This window comes from Paraburkholderia sp. BL25I1N1 (assembly GCF_003002025.1).
Classification (GTDB): domain Bacteria; phylum Pseudomonadota; class Gammaproteobacteria; order Burkholderiales; family Burkholderiaceae; genus Paraburkholderia.
Genome location: NZ_PVZB01000001.1, coordinates 317,683 through 337,453 on the forward strand (window position 1 = coordinate 317,683; position 19,771 = coordinate 337,453).

At 62.2% G+C, this 19,771-nt stretch carries 13 protein-coding genes; 10 read left to right on the forward strand and 3 right to left on the reverse strand.

Annotated features, from left to right (window positions below):
* Positions 1 to 155: 155 nt before the first annotated feature.
* Positions 156 to 4,997, forward strand: a complete 4,842-nt coding sequence (locus B0G73_RS01430; RefSeq protein WP_106277203.1) for an NAD-glutamate dehydrogenase — start codon at positions 156 to 158, stop codon at positions 4,995 to 4,997.
* Positions 4,998 to 5,152: 155 nt separating this feature from the next.
* Positions 5,153 to 6,058, forward strand: coding sequence for a cation diffusion facilitator family transporter (locus tag B0G73_RS01435; protein ID WP_106277205.1), 906 nt, complete (start codon positions 5,153 to 5,155; stop codon positions 6,056 to 6,058).
* 16 nt (positions 6,059 to 6,074) lie between these two features.
* Here B0G73_RS01435 and B0G73_RS01440 read toward each other — a convergent pair whose 3' ends face one another.
* Positions 6,075 to 7,055 carry an aldo/keto reductase gene (locus B0G73_RS01440; RefSeq protein WP_106277207.1) on the reverse strand — a complete coding sequence of 327 codons (981 nt, stop codon included), beginning with the start codon at positions 7,053 to 7,055 and terminating at the stop codon, positions 6,075 to 6,077.
* 234 nt (positions 7,056 to 7,289) lie between these two features.
* Here B0G73_RS01440 and B0G73_RS01445 point away from each other — a divergent pair, with 234 nt between their 5' ends.
* Complete coding sequence (locus tag B0G73_RS01445; RefSeq protein WP_106277209.1) at positions 7,290 to 8,363, forward strand: purine nucleoside permease; 1,074 nt, start codon at positions 7,290 to 7,292, stop codon at positions 8,361 to 8,363.
* A gap of 222 nt (positions 8,364 to 8,585) precedes the next feature.
* Here the strand turns inward: B0G73_RS01445 and B0G73_RS01450 are convergent, their stop codons facing one another.
* Both B0G73_RS01450 and B0G73_RS01455 read right to left on the reverse strand, forming a co-directional pair.
* The gene (locus B0G73_RS01450) at positions 8,586 to 8,891 is read right to left on the reverse strand and encodes a DUF4148 domain-containing protein (protein WP_106277210.1); all 306 of its coding nucleotides are present in this window, start codon (positions 8,889 to 8,891) and stop codon (positions 8,586 to 8,588) included.
* Positions 8,892 to 9,133: 242 nt separating this feature from the next.
* On the reverse strand, positions 9,134 to 10,138 hold the full coding sequence (locus tag B0G73_RS01455) for a LysR family transcriptional regulator (RefSeq protein WP_106277212.1): 1,005 nt from the start codon (positions 10,136 to 10,138) through the stop codon (positions 9,134 to 9,136).
* A 183-nt stretch (positions 10,139 to 10,321) separates the two neighbouring features.
* Between B0G73_RS01455 and B0G73_RS01460 the strand changes: the two genes are divergently transcribed.
* The 7 genes from B0G73_RS01460 to B0G73_RS01490 all read left to right on the forward strand — a co-directional run bounded on the left by B0G73_RS01460 (position 10,322) and on the right by B0G73_RS01490 (position 19,761).
* A complete protein-coding gene (locus B0G73_RS01460; protein WP_106277693.1) occupies positions 10,322 to 11,176 on the forward strand; it encodes an alpha/beta hydrolase in 855 nt (284 codons plus the stop codon).
* A 45-nt stretch (positions 11,177 to 11,221) separates the two neighbouring features.
* Positions 11,222 to 12,478, forward strand: coding sequence for an efflux RND transporter periplasmic adaptor subunit (locus B0G73_RS01465; RefSeq protein WP_106277213.1), 1,257 nt, complete (start codon positions 11,222 to 11,224; stop codon positions 12,476 to 12,478).
* Between the two features lie 56 nt (positions 12,479 to 12,534).
* Positions 12,535 to 15,720 (forward strand): efflux RND transporter permease subunit, encoded by a 3,186-nt coding sequence (locus B0G73_RS01470; protein ID WP_106277215.1) that lies wholly within the window; start codon positions 12,535 to 12,537, stop codon positions 15,718 to 15,720.
* Between the two features lie 13 nt (positions 15,721 to 15,733).
* Positions 15,734 to 17,326: an efflux transporter outer membrane subunit gene (locus tag B0G73_RS01475; RefSeq protein WP_106277216.1), complete on the forward strand. Its 1,593-nt coding sequence runs from the start codon at positions 15,734 to 15,736 to the stop codon at positions 17,324 to 17,326.
* 182 nt (positions 17,327 to 17,508) lie between these two features.
* Positions 17,509 to 17,976, forward strand: a complete 468-nt coding sequence (locus tag B0G73_RS01480; protein WP_106277218.1) for a helix-turn-helix domain-containing protein — start codon at positions 17,509 to 17,511, stop codon at positions 17,974 to 17,976.
* Positions 17,976 to 18,578: a PIN domain-containing protein gene (locus tag B0G73_RS01485; protein ID WP_106277219.1), complete on the forward strand. Its 603-nt coding sequence runs from the start codon at positions 17,976 to 17,978 to the stop codon at positions 18,576 to 18,578. The genes B0G73_RS01480 and B0G73_RS01485 overlap by 1 nt, the downstream gene beginning before the upstream one ends.
* A gap of 343 nt (positions 18,579 to 18,921) precedes the next feature.
* Complete coding sequence (locus B0G73_RS01490; RefSeq protein WP_106277221.1) at positions 18,922 to 19,761, forward strand: MetQ/NlpA family ABC transporter substrate-binding protein; 840 nt, start codon at positions 18,922 to 18,924, stop codon at positions 19,759 to 19,761.
* Positions 19,762 to 19,771: the final 10 nt, after the last annotated feature.

The window sequence follows — 19,771 nt, forward strand, 5'->3', positions numbered from 1 at the left end:
CGTAACGATGCATTCACCGGCAGCGGGTATAACCTAAGTGCCGTCGTCCGTCGCATGCCGGTCGTCAGGTGCATAATTCCCCTTCAGACGATGCATGCGAATCAAGCGAGTATCAGGCCATACCCGCCAATGCCGCCCAGCCGGGGGAGTTGATCATGCAAGCAAAGAACGAAGAAGCCGTTACGCACTTGCTGAACGATGTCGTCGAATTTGCACGAGGGCGATTGCCCGAGCCAACCTTCAAGGTCGTCGAGACCTTTCTGCGGCACTACTACGATTTCGTCGACGCCGACGACCTGCAAAGCCGCTCGATTGCCGATCTCTACGGCGCGGCACTCGCGCACTGGCAAACGGCGCAACGCTTCGTGCCGGGCGCCGAACGGCTGCGCGTCTATAACCCGATTCTCGAACAGCACGGCTGGCACTCCGATCACACGGTGATCGAGATCGTCAATGACGACATGCCGTTTCTGGTCGATTCCGTCTCGATGGCGGTCAACCGGCAGGGCCTCGCGCTGCATTCCGTCGTGCATCCGGTGTTTCGCATCTGGCGCGCGCCCGACGGCAGTATCGCGCGCTTGATCCAGGGCGCCGAAGAAGCCAGCGATACGCGTTCGCAGTTGACGTCGTTCATCCACTTCGAAGTGGACCGTTGCGGCGACGCCGCAAAACTCGACGCGCTGCGTGACGAAATCGCGAAGGTGCTGCGCGACGTGCGGGCGGCCGTCGAAGACTGGCCGAAGATCGTCGAACTCGCGCGCGTCACGATCAAAGGCATGAAAGCCGGCGAGGGCGGACCGGAAGGTCTGGAAGCCCGCGCGTTTCTCGAATGGATGGTGGCCGATCATTTCACCTTTCTCGGCCAGCGCGACTACGAACTGGTGCAGCACGACATCGGCTACGGTCTGCGCGCGGTGCCGGGTTCGGGTCTGGGCATTCTGCGCGATGCATTGCGGCCCGCCGGTGCCGCCGAGATCACGCCCTTGCCGCCGGCCGCGGCCGAGATCATTTCAGGGTCGTCGCCGATCTTTCTGACCAAGGCCAATTCACGGGCCACCGTGCACCGGCCGGGCTATCTGGACTATGTCGGCATCAAGCTGACCGGCGCGGACGGCAAGGTGACCGGCGAGCGGCGCTTCATCGGCCTCTATACGTCGACGGCCTATTTCGTGTCGGCCGCCGAGATTCCGATCGTGCGGCGCAAATGCGCGAATATCGTGAGACGAGCCGGTTTCTTGCCGAAAGGTCATCTGGCGAAATCGCTGGTCACGGTGCTCGAAACCTATCCACGTGACGAGCTGTTTCAGGCCGAAGAGAGTCAGCTCTACGATATCGCGCTAGGCGTGCTGCGTTTGCAGGAGCATCAGCGCACCCGGCTGTTCGTACGGCGCGACCGTTTTGACCGTTTCGTGTCGTGTCTCGTGTTCGTGCCGCGCGACAAGTACAACACCGACCTGCGTCAGCGCATTGCGAATTTGCTGGTCGACGCATTCAACGGCGAGAGTGTCGAGTTCACGCCCTTGCTGTCGGAGTCGACGCTGGCGCGCATTCACTTCGTGGTGCACGCGAAGCCGGGCGGCATGCCCAACGTCGATACGCGCGAACTGGAATCGCGGCTCGTGCAGGTCGCACGCCGCTGGCAGGACGATCTCGCCGACGCCTTGCTCGACGCCTTCGGCGAAGAGCAGGGCAACCGTCTGCTGCAACACTACAGCGATTCTTTTCCCCCCGGCTATCGCGACGACTATCCTGCCCGCACGGCGGTGCGCGATATCGAACTGATCGAACGCGTGCAAGGCAGCGAGCGGCTTGCCATGAACCTGTACCGCCCGATCGAATCGGGCCCGCGCGCGTTTCGCTTCAAGGTGTATCGCGCGGGGTTGCCGATCGCCTTGTCGCGCAGTTTGCCGATGCTCGAACATCTCGGCGTGCGTGTCGATGAAGAGCGGCCCTATCTGATCGAGGCGCTGGGCGCGACGCCCGCATGGATTCACGACTTCGGGCTCGAACTCGCTGACGACGCGGAGTTCGACATTGAGCGCGTCAAAGATCTCTTTGAAGAGGCCTTCGAAAAGGTCTGGACCGGCGCGATCGAAAGCGATGACTTCAATCGCCTCGTGTTGCGCGCGCAATTGAATGCGCGCGAGGTGACGATCCTGCGCGCGTACGCCAAGTATCTGCGGCAGGTCGGCTCGACCTTCAGCGACGCGTATATCGAGCGCGCGGTGACCGGCAATCCGGCGATCGCGCGCATGCTGGTCGAACTGTTCGTGGCCCGCTTCAATCCGGTATTGGGTGAGACGCGCGAGGCGCGCGTCGACGGCTGGCTCCATACGATCGACAGTGCGCTTGACCAGGTGCCGAATCTCGACGAAGACCGCATACTGCGGCAATTTCTCGGCGTCATCAAAGCGACCAAGCGCACGAACTACTATCGCTTCGATGCCGACGGACATCCGAAGCCGTATCTCTCCTTCAAGTTCGATCCCGCGCAAGTGCCCGGCTTGCCCGAGCCGAAACCGATGTTCGAAATCTGGGTGTACTCGCCTCGCGTGGAAGGCGTGCATTTGCGTGGCGGCCGCGTAGCGCGCGGCGGTTTGCGCTGGTCGGACCGGCGCGAGGACTTCCGCACGGAAGTGTTGGGCCTGATGAAGGCGCAGATGGTGAAGAACGTGGTGATCGTGCCGGTCGGTTCGAAAGGCGGCTTCGTCGTGAAGAATCCGCCGCCGCAAACCGAACGCGACGCGTGGTTGCGCGAAGGCATTGCGTGTTATCAGACCTTCCTGCGCGGCCTGCTCGACGTGACCGACAATCTCGCCGGCACGACTATCGTGCCGCCGCCCGACGTAGTGCGCCACGATCCCGACGATCCCTATCTGGTGGTCGCGGCGGACAAAGGCACGGCCACGTTCTCCGACTACGCGAACGCGATCTCGCAAGAATATGGCTTCTGGCTCGACGATGCGTTTGCCTCGGGCGGCTCGGTCGGTTACGACCACAAAAAAATGGCCATCACCGCGCGCGGTGCGTGGGAGTCAGTTAAGCGGCACTTCCGCGAAATGGGTGTGGATACGCAGACCATGGACTTCACGGTGGTCGGCGTGGGCGATATGTCGGGCGATGTGTTCGGCAACGGCATGCTGCTGTCACCGCATATCAAGCTCGTGGCCGCGTTCGATCATCGGCATATTTTTCTCGATCCGAATCCCGATCCGGCGGTCAGTCTTGCCGAGCGCGGGCGTCTATTCGTTCTCGACCGTTCGAGTTGGGCAGACTACGATCCTTCGCTGATCTCGGCGGGCGGCGGCGTGTTTCCGCGCAGCGCCAAGACCATTCCGCTCTCGCCGGCGGTGCAGTCGGTGCTCGGCATCAGCGCGCCGGCGCTCGCGCCCGCTGAACTGATGCGCGCGATCCTGCAGGCGCCGGTCGATCTGCTGTACAACGGCGGCATCGGCACGTATGTGAAGGCGAGCCGCGAAACACATCTGCAAGTCGGCGACCGTGCCAACGACGCGATCCGTGTCAACGGTTCCGACCTGCGATGCAAGGTCGTGGCCGAAGGCGGCAATCTCGGGCTCACGCAACTCGGGCGCATCGAGTTCGCACAGCGGGGCGGCCGCATCAATACCGATGCGATCGACAATTCCGCTGGCGTGGATTGCTCGGACCACGAGGTCAACATCAAGATTCTGCTGGGCCTGGTCGTCTCCGACGGCGAGATGACGGAGAAGCAACGCAACGCGCTGCTCGCCGACATGACCGACGAAGTCGGCGTGCTCGTGCTGCAGGACAATTACTACCAGACGCAGGCGCTGTCGATTGCGGGCCGCTACGGCGTTGAATTGCTCGATGCGGAAGCGCGCCTGATGCGCTACCTCGAACGCGCGGGGCGGCTCAATCGCGTGATCGAGTTTCTGCCGACCGACGAAGAAGTCGCCGAACGGCAGGCCGCGAGACAAGGGCTCACCACGCCGGAGCGCGCCGTGCTGCTCGCCTACAGCAAGATGTGGCTGTACGACGCGCTGCTCGAATCGTCCATGCCGGAAGATCCGCTCGTCAGCGACATGCTGGTGGAGTATTTTCCGAAACCGTTGCGGCAGCGCTTCAGCGACCCGATGCAGCGCCACCCGCTGCGCCGTGAAATTCTCGCGACGCATCTGACCAATGCACTCGTGAATCGCGTGGGTTGCGAGTTCGTGCACAGGCTGATGGAAGAAACCGATGCACAGCCGGGCGACATTGTGCGGGCCATCATCATGGCGCGTGACGTGTTCAATCTCGACGATGTGTGGCGCAGTATCGACGCGCTCGACAACCGTGTCGCCGACGACATCCAGGCGCGCATGTTCGTCGAAGTCGCACGGCTGGTCGAGCGCTCGGCGCTGTGGTTTCTGCGGCAATTGCAATCGGGCGCGGTCAGCGACCGCGACGTGGCCGGCCTGCTCGCGCGTTGCCGCGACGCGGCGCAACGCCTTGCGCCGCAATGGCCCGCGCTGTTGCCGAACGCCGATCTCGAAGCGCTCTCCGAGCGGCAGCGCGTATTCGCGGACGCCGGCGTGGATAGCGAGCTGGCGGTGCGAATCGCGAGCGGCGAGATCTCGGCTGCGTTACTCGATATCGCCGAAGTGTCGTCCACCTGCGGGCGCAGTCTCGAACTGGTGGCCGGCGTCTATTTCGCGCTCGGCACGCTGCTCAGTTCGAGCTGGATCAGCGAGCGCGCGGCCGCGTTGCCGGCGCCCACGCATTGGGACATGCTGGCGCGCGCCACGGCGGTGGCCGACATCGCGCGTCTCAAACGCGCGTTGACGACGAGCGCATTGGCCGACGCCGATGAAGCCTCCACGCCCGAGGCGCTGGTCGAGGCATGGCGTGAGAAGCGCACCGCGCAACTGGAACGCTACGAGCGCCTGCTGGCTGACCTTCGGGCCACCGGCGGTGCGAGCCTGTCCATGCTGCTGGTGATCGTGCGTGAAATGGCGGCGCTCGAAAGGGCATAACGAGGCTTGAGGCGAGGGAAGGCGAACGAGGTAGAGCGCAAGCGGAGCACGTTGCAAACAACACCCGGGTTGGACGCATGCCGCCCGGCATGCCCATAATACGGGCTGTTGCCCATCGAAAGCTCTTTGCAAACTCACGGACGCCTTCCACGACGATGAAAGAAGAATCGCCGAAAGCCATTTTCTACGCGCTCGCCGCCAACCTCGGCATTGCCATCTGCAAGTTCGCCGCCGCCGCGTTCACCGGTTCAGGTTCGATGTTCGCCGAGGCCATCCACTCCACCGCCGACTGCGGCAATCAATTGCTGCTGCTGTTCGGTCTGCGCGAAGCGCGCAAGCCGGCGAGCCCGCTGCATCCCATGGGCGGCGGGCGCGAGATCAACTTCTACTCGCTGCTGGTCGCGCTTCTGCTGTTCTTTGTCGGCGGCGCGTTCTCGGTGTATGAGGGCGTGCATCGTCTGTTCGTGCACGAGCCGTTGCAGTATGCCTACGTAGCGCTGGCGGTGCTCGGCGTGTCCGTGGTGTTGGAGGCGCTGTCCTTGTGGGGCGCCGTCAAGGAAATCCGCAAGACGCATCCCGACAAAAGTATGTGGCGCTGGTTTCGGGAGACGCGCGAATCCGAGCTGCTGGTGGTAGCGGGCGAGGATATCGCCGCGCTGGCGGGCCTGGCGATAGCCTTCGTGGCCGTGCTGCTCACCATGATGACCGGCAATCCTGTCTACGACGCGCTGGGGTCCATCGGCGTCGGCGTATTGCTCATGGTGATCGCGTGGCTGGTGGCGCGTGAAGTGAAGTCGATGATCGTCGGCGAATCGGCGAGCCCTGAAGTGCGGCGCGCGATCGAGGCGCATCTGCGCGGGCGCACCGAGATTCGCAGCATCGTCAATATGATTACGCTGCAGTGGGGGCGTCATGTGGTGGTGGCCGTGCAGGCGGAAATGATCGACTACGCGAGCGGCCGCGCCATGGTCGATGCGATCAACGTGATCGAAGCGGACTTGCAGGCCACGTTCCCGCAAGTCCGCTGGGTGTTCTTCGAACCGGAAGTGCCGCGCGTTTGAGCGGCACGTCTACGGCTTATTCGAAGCCCGTCACCGCATGCGGCACATACAACTCTTCGAGCCGGCCGATTTCCTCCGCGCTTAAGTTGAGTGAAAGCGCGGCTACCGCATCGTCGAGATGATGCAGTTTGGTCGCGCCGACGATCGGCGCGGTGATCGGCTTCTTCTGCAACACCCACGCGAGCGCGACCTGTGCACGCGGCACGCCGCGCTCGCTGGCGATCTGGCTGACCCGTTCGACAATCCGGCGATCGGCGTCTTCCGTCTGCGCGTAAAGCGTGCGGCCGAATTCGTCGGTCTCGGAGCGCGCGCTTTCGGTGCTCCAGTCGCGCGTCAGACGGCCGCGCGCGAGCGGGCTCCATGGAATCACGCCGATACCTTCGCTTTCGCACAGCGGCAGCATTTCGCGCTCTTCCTCGCGGTAAAGAAGATTGACGTAGTTCTGCATTGTCACGAAGCGCGTCCAGCCGTTCTTCTCAGCCACATGCAACGCCTTGGCGAACTGCCACGCATACATGGACGATGCGCCGATGTAGCGCGCCTTACCGGCCTTCACGACGTCGTGCAACGCTTCCATGGTTTCCTCGATCGGCGTGCCATAGTCCCAGCGGTGGATCTGATACAGGTCCACGTAGTCCGTGCCGAGGCGCCGCAGGCTGTGGTCGATCTCCGACATGATCGCCTTGCGCGACAGGCCGGCGCCGTTCGGGCCCGGATGCATGCGGCTATTCACCTTGGTGGCCAGCACGATCTCGTCGCGCTTCGCAAAGTCCTTGAGCGCGCGGCCGACGATTTCCTCGCTCGTGCCGTCGGAATACACGTTCGCGGTGTCGAAAAAGTTGATGCCGTAGTCGAGCGCCTGCTTGATGAAGGGACGCGCGGCTTCGTCGTCCAGCGACCACGGATGGGTGCCGCGAGACGGCACGCCGTAGCTCATGCAGCCGAGACAAAGACGCGATACATCGAGGCCGGTGCGGCCGAGTTTCACATAGTCCATCGAGGTGCTCCTGTTATGAAGTGCACAAAGCCGGTGCGCTGCGGACTATCGATTATAAGAAAACGCCGAAGAACGCGTACTGCGCCCAGTTGCATGCCTCTCCGGACAGTGCCCGGAAGCGTGGACCGATGGTGCATCGCGTAGTGGAAAATAATTTCTTCGCATCTATACTTCTTTCGGCCTGAAAAGCAGCACTCTTTCCCAACCTGCATCACAAGCGAAAGGAAGATCACGATGCTGACTCGCTCACTCGGCGCCGTCTGCGCCATTACCCTCGCGGCATGTGCGGCCCTATCGTCCGGGCCGGCCAGCGCGGATGACAACGACGGTTTCTCGCGCGGCGACGGCGGCTCGCACGGCCAGCCCGTCAAGGTGATGATCATTTCGATGTTCGGGCCGGAGGGGCAGGTGTGGCTCGACAACCTCGGGCCATGGCGCGAGATTGCGGTGGACGGCCTGTCGCCCGATTACCCGACCGTCCACTGCAACCGGCAAGACGTGTGCGTGATGACCACCGGCATGGGACACACCAACGCTGCTGCATCGATCATGGCGCTGACGTTCTCGCCGCGTTTCGATTTGCGGCGTACGTACTTCATGGTGGCCGGCATTGCCGGGATCGACCCGCAGCAGGGCACGGTGGGCTCCGCCGCATGGGCGAAATATCTGGTCGACTTCGGGATTCAATGGGAGATCGACGGGCGCGAGATTCCGCCCAACTGGAATACCGGCTACCTCGGCATCAACACGAAGAGTCCGTCGGATAAGCCGCCGCTCGACTACCGCACTGAAGTGTTCCAGTTGAACACGCGGCTCGCGAATACGGCGTTCGCATTGTCTCGCCACGTGACGCTGTCCGATAACGCGCAGGCTCAGGCCGCGCGGGCCAAGTATTCGTATGCACCGGCAAACCGTCCGCCGACCGTTATTCAATGCGATACGCTCGCGGGCGATACGTGGTGGTCAGGCACACTGCTTGGGCAGCGAGCCCGCGACTGGACCAAAATCCTGACCGATGAAAAAGGTGTCTACTGCACGACGCAGCAAGAGGACAACGCTACCTACGAAGCGCTCAAACGCGCGGCTTCGGTACACAAGGTGGATTTGAATCGTGTTGCCGTGTTGCGCGCGGGCTCCGATTTCGACCGGCCCTACGACGGGCAGACGAGTGCGGACAACCTGCTGAACTACGCCGCGCAAGGCGGCTTTACGATCGCTATCCAGAACCTGTTTCTCGCGGGCAATCCGCTCGTGCAGGATATCTCCACGCACTGGGGCGAGTGGCGTGACGGCGTGCCGAGGCGCTAGGTCTCTGCAAATGTGACTGTGCCCGCGGACCAGGTCCGCGGGCACTCGCTGCTACTTTCGACATTTAGTGTTGCGGCGCGCGATACGGCGTCCACACAGGGGTGTCGGTGTCCCAATTGTCGAGTTCCGAGGGTGTCATGATGAGCTCCTTTTTGAAGAGTGCATGAATGGCGTCGCAATGATTATTTCTTTTGGAAACCGAATCATTGCGGCACTCTGGTTTTACTGTCCGTTGGCCACGCGCGTAACGTCGCCGCTCGTGCCTTCCTGCAGCGCGATGCGGGCTGCCTGAGTTTGACCGATCAGGCCTTTATTCGGGTACGTCGTGCGATTGAGCGAGGGCAGCGAGCCGTCGCGATAGGCTGCGACGAGTTCGGCCTTCACTTCTTCGCGCGATTTCGCGGTAGTGCTCGGCGTGGGTTGCGTTTCGTATGTACCTGCGCGGCCAATTCCGCCGCCGCCTTGTGCGAACGCCGGAGCGCTCACGATCAGCGAAAGAGCCAGACCTGCTAAGAGATTGCGTTTCATGATTCACTCCTGTCGATTCGTTTGCAGCACGAGCGGCGCTGCGACAGGGTGAAATGTAGACTTCGAGGCAGTGCGGATAAACCGCACTTTCGCGAAATGAATTGTCGCGATTCCAGAACAATCGCGCCGACATTAGGTGAAACGCCTTGCCGGCGTTGCCGCAAAAAGAAAACCGCGGCATTAGAGCCGCGGTTGGAATTCACTGTTCCAGATTCTGCGCTTCAAACTTCAATTTGCGCGAATTACGCGACCCATTCCGTTATCACCGGCGTATCGAGCATTGGAGCGGACTCGCGTTCTTCGAGCGTGCGCTTCGTGCAGGTTGCGTCCAGACTGCCACGTCCGCTCAATAACGGACAACGGTCGAACAGCTCCGCGATCCAGTCTACGAAAACGCGGACTTTAGGCGACAGATGCCGGCTGTGCGGATAGACTGCCGAAATTGGCATCGGCAAGGGCTTCAGTTCCGGCAGCACTTCGACCAGTTGACCCGACCGCAGATGCGGCAGCACCATGAAGAGCGCAGGCTGAATCAGGCCGAAGCCTTCCAACCCGCAGGTCACGTAGGCGTCCGCGTCGTTCACCGAGACGATGCTCTTCATTTTCACTTCAACTTCTTTGCCATCAACCATGAAGGCCCAATCGAGCGTGCGACCCGTGCGGCTCGAAAAGTAATTGACTGCTTTGTGATTCTCCAGGTCTTCGAGCGATTTCGGCATGCCCGCGCGCTCGATGTAGTCGGGGGCCGCGCAGGTCACGCCCTCAAACAGACCGATTCGACGCGCCACCAGCGAGGAATCCTGTAGCGCGCCGACCCGCACCACGCAATCCACGCCTTCCTGCAACAGGTCAACCGGCCGGTCCGTCAGGCCGAGTTGCAGATCGATGTCCGGATAGCGCGTGTGGAATTCACACAGCGAAGGAATCACCAGCAAGCGGCCGATCGACCCCGGCATGTCGATGCGCAGCTTGCCGTGCGGCTTTTTATTGCCGCTTTGAAAACTGGCCTCGGTCTCTTCGACGTCCGCGAGGATGCGCACGCAGCGTTCGTAGTACGCCGCGCCGTCCGGCGTGAGCGACAAACGGCGCGTGGTCCGATGCATCAGACGCGTGCCGAGGAACGCTTCGAGGTTCTGAATAATCGTGGTAACCGATGCGCGCGGCAAGTCGAGCGTTTCCGCTGCACGGGTAAAGCTGTTGGTGTCGACAACACGAGTGAACACTTGCATGGCCTGAAGCCGGTCCATTGCAGACCTCCAATAGGGGCTGGCGCACTGAGCAGGAAAGGACTCCACCACGAATCCGCGGACAATCGCATTCGATTGTTCAGGGGCGCCGAATTGTGTTGCCGGATTATAGGCATTTATTTACGAGTCTGCCGAACCCACAATTCGCACCATTGAAGTTCTATGCGCATTGCGCGGCTCGACATGGAAGCATTTAAACCGCCGTACTCCTTTGTGCCCGCCGGCAGCAGCCCGGCAGAGGCCGACAGCACGGCACTCGAAGTCACTGACGTGCAGATCGAAGGGCACGCGCAGGACATTACGTTGCGTCTGTACAGACAGGAAAAGAAAACCGCACTGCCGGTACTGCTTTATTTCCACGGTGGTGGATTTACAAGGGGCTCGATCGATCAGGCCGACTACGCCTCGCGCTATTTCGCAGAACACTTACCGGCTCTGGTCGTATCGGTCGGGTACTCGCTGGCGCCGCAGTTTCCGTTTCCGGCTGCGCCTGAAGACGCGCATCGCGCGGCGCTGTGGGTGCAGACCCGGGCGCGCGCGTTTGGCGGGAATAGCAAGAAGGTTGGCGTGGCCGGCCACGACGCTGGCGGCCAGTTGGCCAATTGCCTCGCTTTCATCGCACGGGATCGCGGCGACGTGCGCATTTCCGCCCAAGCGCTGTTCGGGCCGATGCTCGATCCGAGCCTCACGCGCCTGGGCGACGAAAAGCGCCTCGGCTCGGACATCACGGCAAAAGAGTGCGCGGCGTGTTATCGCGCGTATCTGCCGCAAGCGTCGCAGCGTATGCATCCGTACGCCGCGCCGCTCGAATCGTCGCGTCTCGCGGGCCTGCCGGCCACGCTGATCGCGACGGCGCAAAACGACGTGCTGCATGTGGAGGCGGAGAAATACGCCAGCAGTCTGATCGACGCCGGTGTGCTGACCCAGGTGGTCCGCTATCCGAGTGTGTCGCATGCCGCGCTGGCCGATCATCCGCCCGCCTTGCAGGAAGCGGTGCGATTTTTTCAGTGGCGCTTCGATGCACGCGCCCATCGCTGAAACAGAAATAAGCAGAACTTTAATCAACGATCTCGGGAGCTTCACATGACTATCCTTCCTCTTTCCCGTCGCCGCGTGGCGATTGCCGCACTTGCTGTCATCGTCGTGGCCGGGCTGGGCACGTTCGGCGCGATCCGCGTGGACGCGAGCTCGCCCGCCGCGCCAACCATCGTGCCGGAAGTCGATGTGGCCACGGTGGTGCAAAAAACGATCACCGATTGGCAAAGCTACTCGGGCCGTCTCGAAGCCGTCGAGAAAGTGGACGTGCGTTCGCAAGTGCCGGGCACCATCGTGTCCGTCAACTTCAAGGACGGCGCGCTCGTGAAGAAGGGCGACACGCTGTTCGTGATCGACCCGCGTCCGTACGCGGCCGAACTGGATCGCGCGGAAGCGCAACTGGCTGCCGCGCAGGCGCGCACGGGCTACACGCAAAGCGATTGGGAGCGCGCGCAACGCCTGATCACCGACAACGCGATCGCCAAGCGTGACTATGACGAGAAGCAGAACGCCGCGCGTGAGGCGAGCGCCAACCTGAAGGCCGCGCAAGCCGCCGTCGAAACCGCCCGCATCAATCTCGGCTACACCAGGATTGTCGCGCCAGTGTCGGGCCGTGTGTCGCGTGCGGAAATCACGGTGGGCAACGTGATCTCGGCCGGCGCGTCTGCTGCGCCGCTGACCACGCTGGTGTCGGTGTCGCCGATCTACGCATCGTTCGACGCGGACGAACAAACCTATCTGCAATACCTGAGCCGGGCGAAAGACGGCAGCAAGGTGCCGGTGGAACTCGGTCTCGCGGACGAAAGCGGTTACTCGCGCAGCGGCGTGATCGAATCGGTGGACAACCGCCTCGACACGTCGTCGGGCACGATTCGCGTGCGCGCGCGTTTCGATAACCAGGATGGTGCGTTGATTCCCGGTTTGTATGCGCGAGTGAAGGTCGGCGGCAGCGAGCCGCATCCGGCGCTGTTGATCGACGACGCCGCGGTCGGCACCGACCAGGACAAGAAGTTCGTGCTGGTGGTCGATCAAGGCAATCACGTCGTGTATCGCACGATCGACGTGGGCGGCATGCAGGGCAATCTGCGCGTGGTGAAGGGCGGCCTGAAGGCGACTGACCGCATTGTCGTGAACGGCATCCAGCGTGTGCGTCCCGGTGATGCGGTGCGCGCGCACATGGTGCCGATGACAACGGATGGCGATCCGAACAGCGCGCCGCTTGCGGAAAAGCAGACGCCCGCACAAGCGCAATCGCAGTCGCAGGCCCAAACGCAAACGCGCACCAAAGCGGACAAGAATTCGTGAGCCTCGCGCGCCGTGGCCTGACTGCGCGGCGCACGCTCCAACGTTAAGAGCTTCCCATGAACATATCCAAATTCTTCATCGATCGGCCGATCTTTGCTGGCGTGTTGTCGGTATTGATCCTGCTGGGCGGCATCATTGCGCTCTTCAAGCTGCCGATTTCGGAGTATCCGGAAGTGGTGCCGCCGTCGGTGGTAGTCCACGCGCAATATCCGGGCGCGAACCCGAAAGTGATCGCCGAAGCGGTCGCGGCGCCTCTCGAAGAGCAGATCAACGGCGTCGAGAACATGCTTTACATGCAGTCGCAAGCAAATAGCGACGGCAATCTCACGCTTACGGTGACCTTCAAGCTCGGCACCAATCCTGACCTCGCGACGCAACTCGTGCAGAACCGCGTGAATCAGGCGCTGCCGCGTTTGCCGGAAGACGTGCAGCGGCTCGGCATCACGACGATCAAAAGCTCGCCCACGCTGACCATGGTGGTGCACTTGATCTCGCCGAACAATCGCTACGACATGACGTATCTGCGCAACTACGCGCTGTTGAACGTCAAGGACCGGCTCGCGCGGATCCAGGGCGTCGGCGAAGTGCAGTTGTGGGGTTCGGGCGACTACGCGATGCGCGTCTGGCTCGATCCGCAGAAAGTGTCGCAACGCGGCTTGACGGCGACCGAGGTGGTCAATGCGATCCGTGAGCAGAACATTCAGGTGGCGGCCGGTGTGATCGGCGCATCGCCTTCGGTGCCGGGCACGCAATTGCAGTTGTCGGTGAACGCGCGCGGCCGTCTCAAGACTGAGGGCGAATTCGGCGACATCATCGTCAAGACCACGCCGGACGGTGGCGTGACCTACCTGAAAGATATTGCGCGGATCGAACTCGCGGCTTCGGAATACGGCCTGCGTTCGCTGCTCGATAACAAGCCGGCGGTGGCGCTGGCCATCAACCAGGCACCGGGCGCGAACTCGCTCGCGATTTCCGATCAGGTGCGCTCCGCGATGAAGGAACTCGCGGAAGACATGCCGGCGGGTGTCGAATACAAGATCGTCTACGACCCGACGCAGTTCGTGCGCTCGAGTATCGAGGCGGTCGTGCATACGCTGCTCGAAGCGATCGCGCTGGTGGTGATCGTGGTGATCGTATTCCTGCAGACGTGGCGTGCTTCGATCATTCCGTTGATCGCGGTGCCGGTGTCGATTGTCGGGACGTTCTCGTTGCTGCTCGCGTTCGGCTTCTCGATCAACGCGTTGTCATTGTTCGGCATGGTGCTCGCCATCGGGATCGTGGTGGACGATGCGATTGTGGTGGTGGAGAACGTCGAGCGGAATATCGAAAACGGGCTCAGTGCGCGTGATGCCACGTATAAGGCGATGCAGGAAGTGAGCGGGCCGATTATCGCGATTGCGCTGACGCTCGTCGCCGTGTTCGTGCCGCTCGCGTTCATGACCGGTTTGACGGGTCAGTTCTACAAGCAGTTTGCGATGACCATCGCGATCTCGACGGTGATCTCGGCGTTCAACTCGCTGACCTTGTCGCCGGCGCTGTCCGCGATGCTGTTGCGCAGCCACGGCGCGAAGGAAGACTTCCTGACGCGTGTGATGAATCGCCTGCTGGGTGGTTTCTTCAAGCGCTTCAACAAGGTCTTTCATCGCGGTTCGACGGCGTATGGCCGCGGCGTGACCGGCGTGCTGCGTCGTAAGGGCGCGATGCTCGCGGTCTACGCGATCCTGCTGGGCGCGACCGTGCTGATCTCGCGCGTGGTGCCGGGCGGCTTCGTGCCCGCGCAGGACAAGGAGTACCTGATTGCGTTCGCGCAATTGCCGAACGGCGCGTCGCTGGATCGCACGGAGAAAGTGATTCGCGACATGAGCTCGATCGCGCTGAAGCAGCCCGGCGTGGAGAGCGCGGTGGCGTTCCCGGGTCTGTCGGTGAATGGCTTCACGAATAGCTCCAGCGCGGGCATCGTGTTCGTCACGCTCAAGCCTTTCAAGGATCGTGGCAGCAAGAAGCTCTCGGCCGGTGCGATTGCCGGTGCGCTGAATCAGCAATACGGTGCGATCAAGGATTCGTTCGTCGCGGTGTTCCCGCCGCCACCCGTGCTCGGTCTCGGCACGCTCGGCGGCTTCAAGATGCAGCTGGAGGATCACGGCGCGCTCGGTTACGCGGAGTTGAACAAGGCCGCGGAAGCATTCGTGAAGAAGGCCGCGCAAACGCCTGAACTCGGCCCGACCTTCTCGAGCTATCAGATCAACGTGCCGCAACTGAACGTGGATCTCGACCGTGTGAAGGCCAAGCAGCTCGGCGTGCCGGTCACGGACGTGTTCAACACGATGCAGATCTATCTGGGCTCGCTGTATGTGAACGACTTCAACCGCTTTGGCCGCGTGTATCAGGTGCGGGTGCAGGCGGACGCACCGTTCCGTCAGCGTGCCGACGACATCCTGCAACTGAAGACGCGCAATGCCGCTGGCGACATGGTGCCGTTGTCGTCGCTGGTGACGGTGACGCCGACCTTCGGTCCGGAAATGGTGGTGCGTTACAACGGCTACACGGCTGCCGACATCAACGGTGGACCGGCGCCGGGCTTCTCGTCGGGCCAGGCACAAGCCGCGGCCGAACGCGTGGCGGCGGAAGTCTTGCCGCATGGTGTGAAGCTCGAGTGGACCGACCTGACGTATCAGCAGATTCTGGCCGGCAATGCGGGCTTGTGGGTGTTCCCGATCAGCGTGCTGCTCGTGTTCCTCGTGCTTGCCGCACTGTATGAAAGCCTGACGCTGCCGCTCGCGGTGATCCTGATCGTGCCGATGAGCGTGCTGTCCGCGCTGACTGGCGTGTGGCTCACGGGCGGTGACAACAACATCTTCACGCAGATCGGTTTGATGGTGCTGGTGGGCTTGTCGGCGAAGAACGCGATTCTGATCGTCGAGTTCGCTCGCGAACTGGAGCATGACGGGCATACGCCGCTGTCGGCGGCAATCGAGGCGAGCCGCCTGCGTCTGCGGCCGATTCTGATGACGTCGATCGCATTCATCATGGGCGTGGTGCCGCTGGTGCTGTCGAGCGGAGCCGGTTCGGAGATGCGTCATGCGATGGGTATCGCGGTGTTCTTCGGCATGCTTGGCGTCACGCTGTTCGGTCTGATGCTGACCCCTGTGTTCTATGTGGTGCTGCGTACGCTGGCGGGCGGAACGATTCACGTCGCGCAGAAAGATTCGCCGCACTATGGCGCGCCGGTGACGGACGCTTGAGGAGAAAACAATAATGAAACGCTATGAATCTTTGAGCGGGTGGGGCCGGGCGGCTGCCAGCGGTTTGCTGGTCGCGTTGCTCGCCGCCTGCTCCCTGGAGCCGACTTATAAGCGGCCTGAAGTGGATGCGCCGGCTGCGTTCAAGGAAGCGCCCGCGGCGTCGGCTGCTGCGGCGCCCTCGGGGGCGTCGGGTGTATCGGCGCAGGACAACGGCACCTGGAAACAGGCCCAGCCCGCCGACGACGCGCATCGCGGCGAATGGTGGACGATATTCGGCGACCCGCAACTCAATGCACTCGAAGAGCAGGCGTCCGCCGCGAATCAGGACCTGAAGGCGGCCGCGGCGCGCGTGCAGCAGGCGCGTGCGGTCACGCAAGCGGCGAAGTCGGACTGGTTCCCGAAGCTCGATGCGGGCTTCGGCCCGACGCGCCAGCGTGCGTCGGCGGCGTCGCAATTTCAGCCGGATAGCGCGGGAGGCACCAACGCCACGATCTGGCGCGCGCAAACCACCGCGTCGTACGAAGCGGATCTGTTCGGGCGGGTCGGCTCGAACGTGAACGCGTCGCGTTCGGACGAGCAGCAAAGCGAAGCGCTGTTCCGTTCGGTGCAATTGTCCTTGCAGGCAGACGTCGCGCAGAACTACTTCCAGTTGCGCGAGCTCGATACGGATCAGGACCTGTACCGTCGTACCGTGGCGTTGCGTGAGGACACGCTGAAGCTGGTCGAACGGCGCTTCAAGGAAGGCGATATCGGCGAGCTGGATGTATCGCGGGCCCGCAATGAACTGGCGAGCGCGCGTGCGGATGCCGTGGGCGTGGCGCGTCAGCGCGCGGCATCGGAACATAGCCTCGCGATTCTGCTTGGCAAGCCGCCGGCGGATTTCTCGTTCGCGGAAGCGCCGCTGGCTCCGGTGACGGTGCGTGTGCCGCCGGGCTTGCCTTCGGATTTGCTGGAACGCCGGCCGGATATTTCGGCGGCGGAGCGCGCGATGCAGGCGGCGAATGCGCGCGTCGGCCTCGCGAAGTCGGCGTTCTTCCCGAAACTCGACATCACCGGCGCAGCCGGTTTCGAATCGGCGACGCTCGGCGACCTGTTCAAGTGGTCGAGCCGCGCGTTCATTCTCGGACCGATTGCCGGCACGGCGTTAACGCTGCCTCTGTTCGACGGCGGCCGCCGCAAGGCGAATCTCGCGCAAGCCCGTTCGAAGTATGACGAGGACGTGGCGCAGTATCGTCAGCAGGTGCTGGTGGCGTTCCGTGAGGTGGAGGACAACCTGTCCGACTTGCGTTTGCTCGACGATCAGATGCGCGAGCAGAACGACGCGGTTCAGGCCTCGCAACGGGCGGCGCATCTGTCGCGCACGCAGTACACGGAGGGTGCGGTCAGCTACCTGGACGTGATCGACGGCGAGCGGCAGGTGCTGACTTCGCAGCTGCAGGCGAGCCATTTGTCGGGCACGCAGGCGGTGGCGACCGTCAATCTGATTCGCGCGTTGGGCGGTGGCTGGGGTGATGTGAAGGCGACGGACACGGCGGTGGGTGCGGTTGCGCCGGCGTCGGCTCCGGTGGCGGCGGCCGCTACTGTGCAACAGGTGGCGAAGCAATAAATCGTCGAATTACAGACGAGCGGTGGACGCCGGGCCGCGCGAAAGCGCGGCCCGGCGTTTTTCGTTAACCGAATCCACATAGAAACCAGTGCGATGTGATCGCGTTGCAAATATTTCACATGTTGCGTTTATTGCGTTTGTGGCGAGAATTGACTTATACTCGAAGGTAATTGGAGTCGAATATGACAACCGCCACACCCGATCGCATCATCCTGTCGGACGACGACGCAAACGTGCTGTCTGCCGCAAGCCGCCTCATGGGCGCGGCGCTCGATCATTCGCGCGCGCACAGCGTCGCATTGGTCGAGGAGGGGGCGGACGGAGATCTCGCCCGTATCGAGGTGCCGCCCGCCACGCTGCGGGTGCTCTCGCGTGTGCTGGCCATGATGGCCAGTGAGCAGGTGTTCGTTCTCTATCCTGCCGACACCGAATTGACCACCAAGCAAGCGGCGGATTTGCTCGGCGTATCGCGGCCGTTTCTGATCGCTCGCCTTGAAGCCGGCGAACTGCCTTTCCGCAAGGTCGGGCGGCATCGCCGCATGTTGATGGACGACGTGATGCGCTACAAGGAAACCATGCGTGCAACACGCAAGAGCGCCTTGGACGAGATCGTGGCCGACAGCGAATCGATAGGCGGGTACGATCTGTAATGCTGTCGGTCGATCGCTTTACCGTCGTGCTGGATGCGTGTTCGCTATTTCCCATGGTGGTGCGCGACGTATTGCTGACTTTCGCCGATCACGAGTTCTATGCGCCGAAGTGGTCGGCGCGCATTCACGACGAATGGACCCGCAATCTCGCCGCCCGTTTCGCGGACAAAAGCGCGGCTAACGACGCTGCGCCCAAGATCGCTGCGATTCGCAACGCGATGGACCGCACGTTTCCCGACGCGCTGGTCACGCAGGTACTTCCGGATTCCGGCGAAATTATCGACGTCGACGAGAAAGACCGGCATGTCGTCATGACGGCGGTGGCGGCTCGCGCGGATGCGATCGTCACCTTCAACCTGAAGGATTTTGCAGCAGAACAACTGGAGTCCCGCCTGCGTATCGAGGTAAAGCATCCTGATGTTTTTATCCTCGATCTGATCGACCTGAATGAGAAGCGCGCATTGGCTGCGTTCAGAGACTTGCGAGCACGTAAGCGTCGACCACCGTGGACCGTGGACGAATTGCTGGACCGGCTCATACGCGCCGGTCTGGTTCAAACCAGCGCGTGGTTGTCGAGCGCTGACGTGCTGCCGCTGCTGTAACTTCGGATCTGGCCACAACGCGCGGTTGCGCCCAAATCATTTTTCCCGCTTTCCATACAAAAATCCCTTCGTAGACCGCCGCTTTACCGCCCACTATGATGAGTCGCACCTCATCTGGAGAGAGGCGATGACCTGTCCGACCTTCCGCTGTCCGCGCTGACCCGTTTGCCCGTCTTGTCGCTGCCACGCGCGGTTTAAGCCGCACGCAGTGGACTTTCCGTTGCCCGACCTATCCGGCAAGCCTGGATGGCGTCTCAAAGTTCATCCCTTTGTAGACGCCTCACAGCATGCCGCTGGATCGGTTCGCCTCGAATCAAACCACGCCCGAAATCACGAGTTCACCATGCGCATTTTTCTGTCAAACGTGCAGCGCTTTTTCCACACGCCCGCCGTCTCGCTCATCAGCGCGTTCGGTCTCGCACTCGCTTTGCAGGCGACGCCCGCTTCAGCGGCCGATTCGCCCACGCTGAAAATTGGCACCGCAACCAGTCCGCAAATCGAAGCGCTCAAAATCGCCGCGCGCGAAGCGAAAGAGCAGGGCCTCGACGTGAAGATCATCGAGTTCACGGACTGGAACACGCCGAACGCGGCGCTCGCCAACAAGGACATCGACGTCAACTATTTCCAGCACATTCCGTTTCTCGAGAATGCGAAGAAGCAAGGCGGCTATGACTTCGTCGCGATCGCGCCGGGTACGATCATGAAGATCGGCCTGTACTCGAAGAAGATCAAGCGCTTCGACGAATTGAAAGACGGCGCCACGGTCGCGATCGCCAACGACCCGGTCAACGGCGGACGCGGCCTGCTGTTGCTGCAGCGTGCCGGTCTCATCAAGCTGAAGCCGGGCATCGACTATCGCGCGACGACGCTCGACATTACCGACAACCCGAAGCATCTGAAGATCGTGCAGCTGGAAGCATCGCAACTGGCGCGTTCGCTCGACGACGTCGATCTCGCACAGGGTTACCCGAGTTTCATCAAGCTGGCCGGCACGACCGATCCGAATAGCGCGCTGCTGTTCGACGGCCTGGAAAACAAGAACTACGCGATTCAATGGGTTGTGCGTCCGGAAAGCGCCAACGATCCGCGTATCCGCAAGTTCATCTCGATATATCAGCATTCGCCGGCAGTGCGCGCCGCGCTCGACAAAGCCTTCGGCAATCTCTACGCCGTCGCGTGGTAAGCCGCGCGTT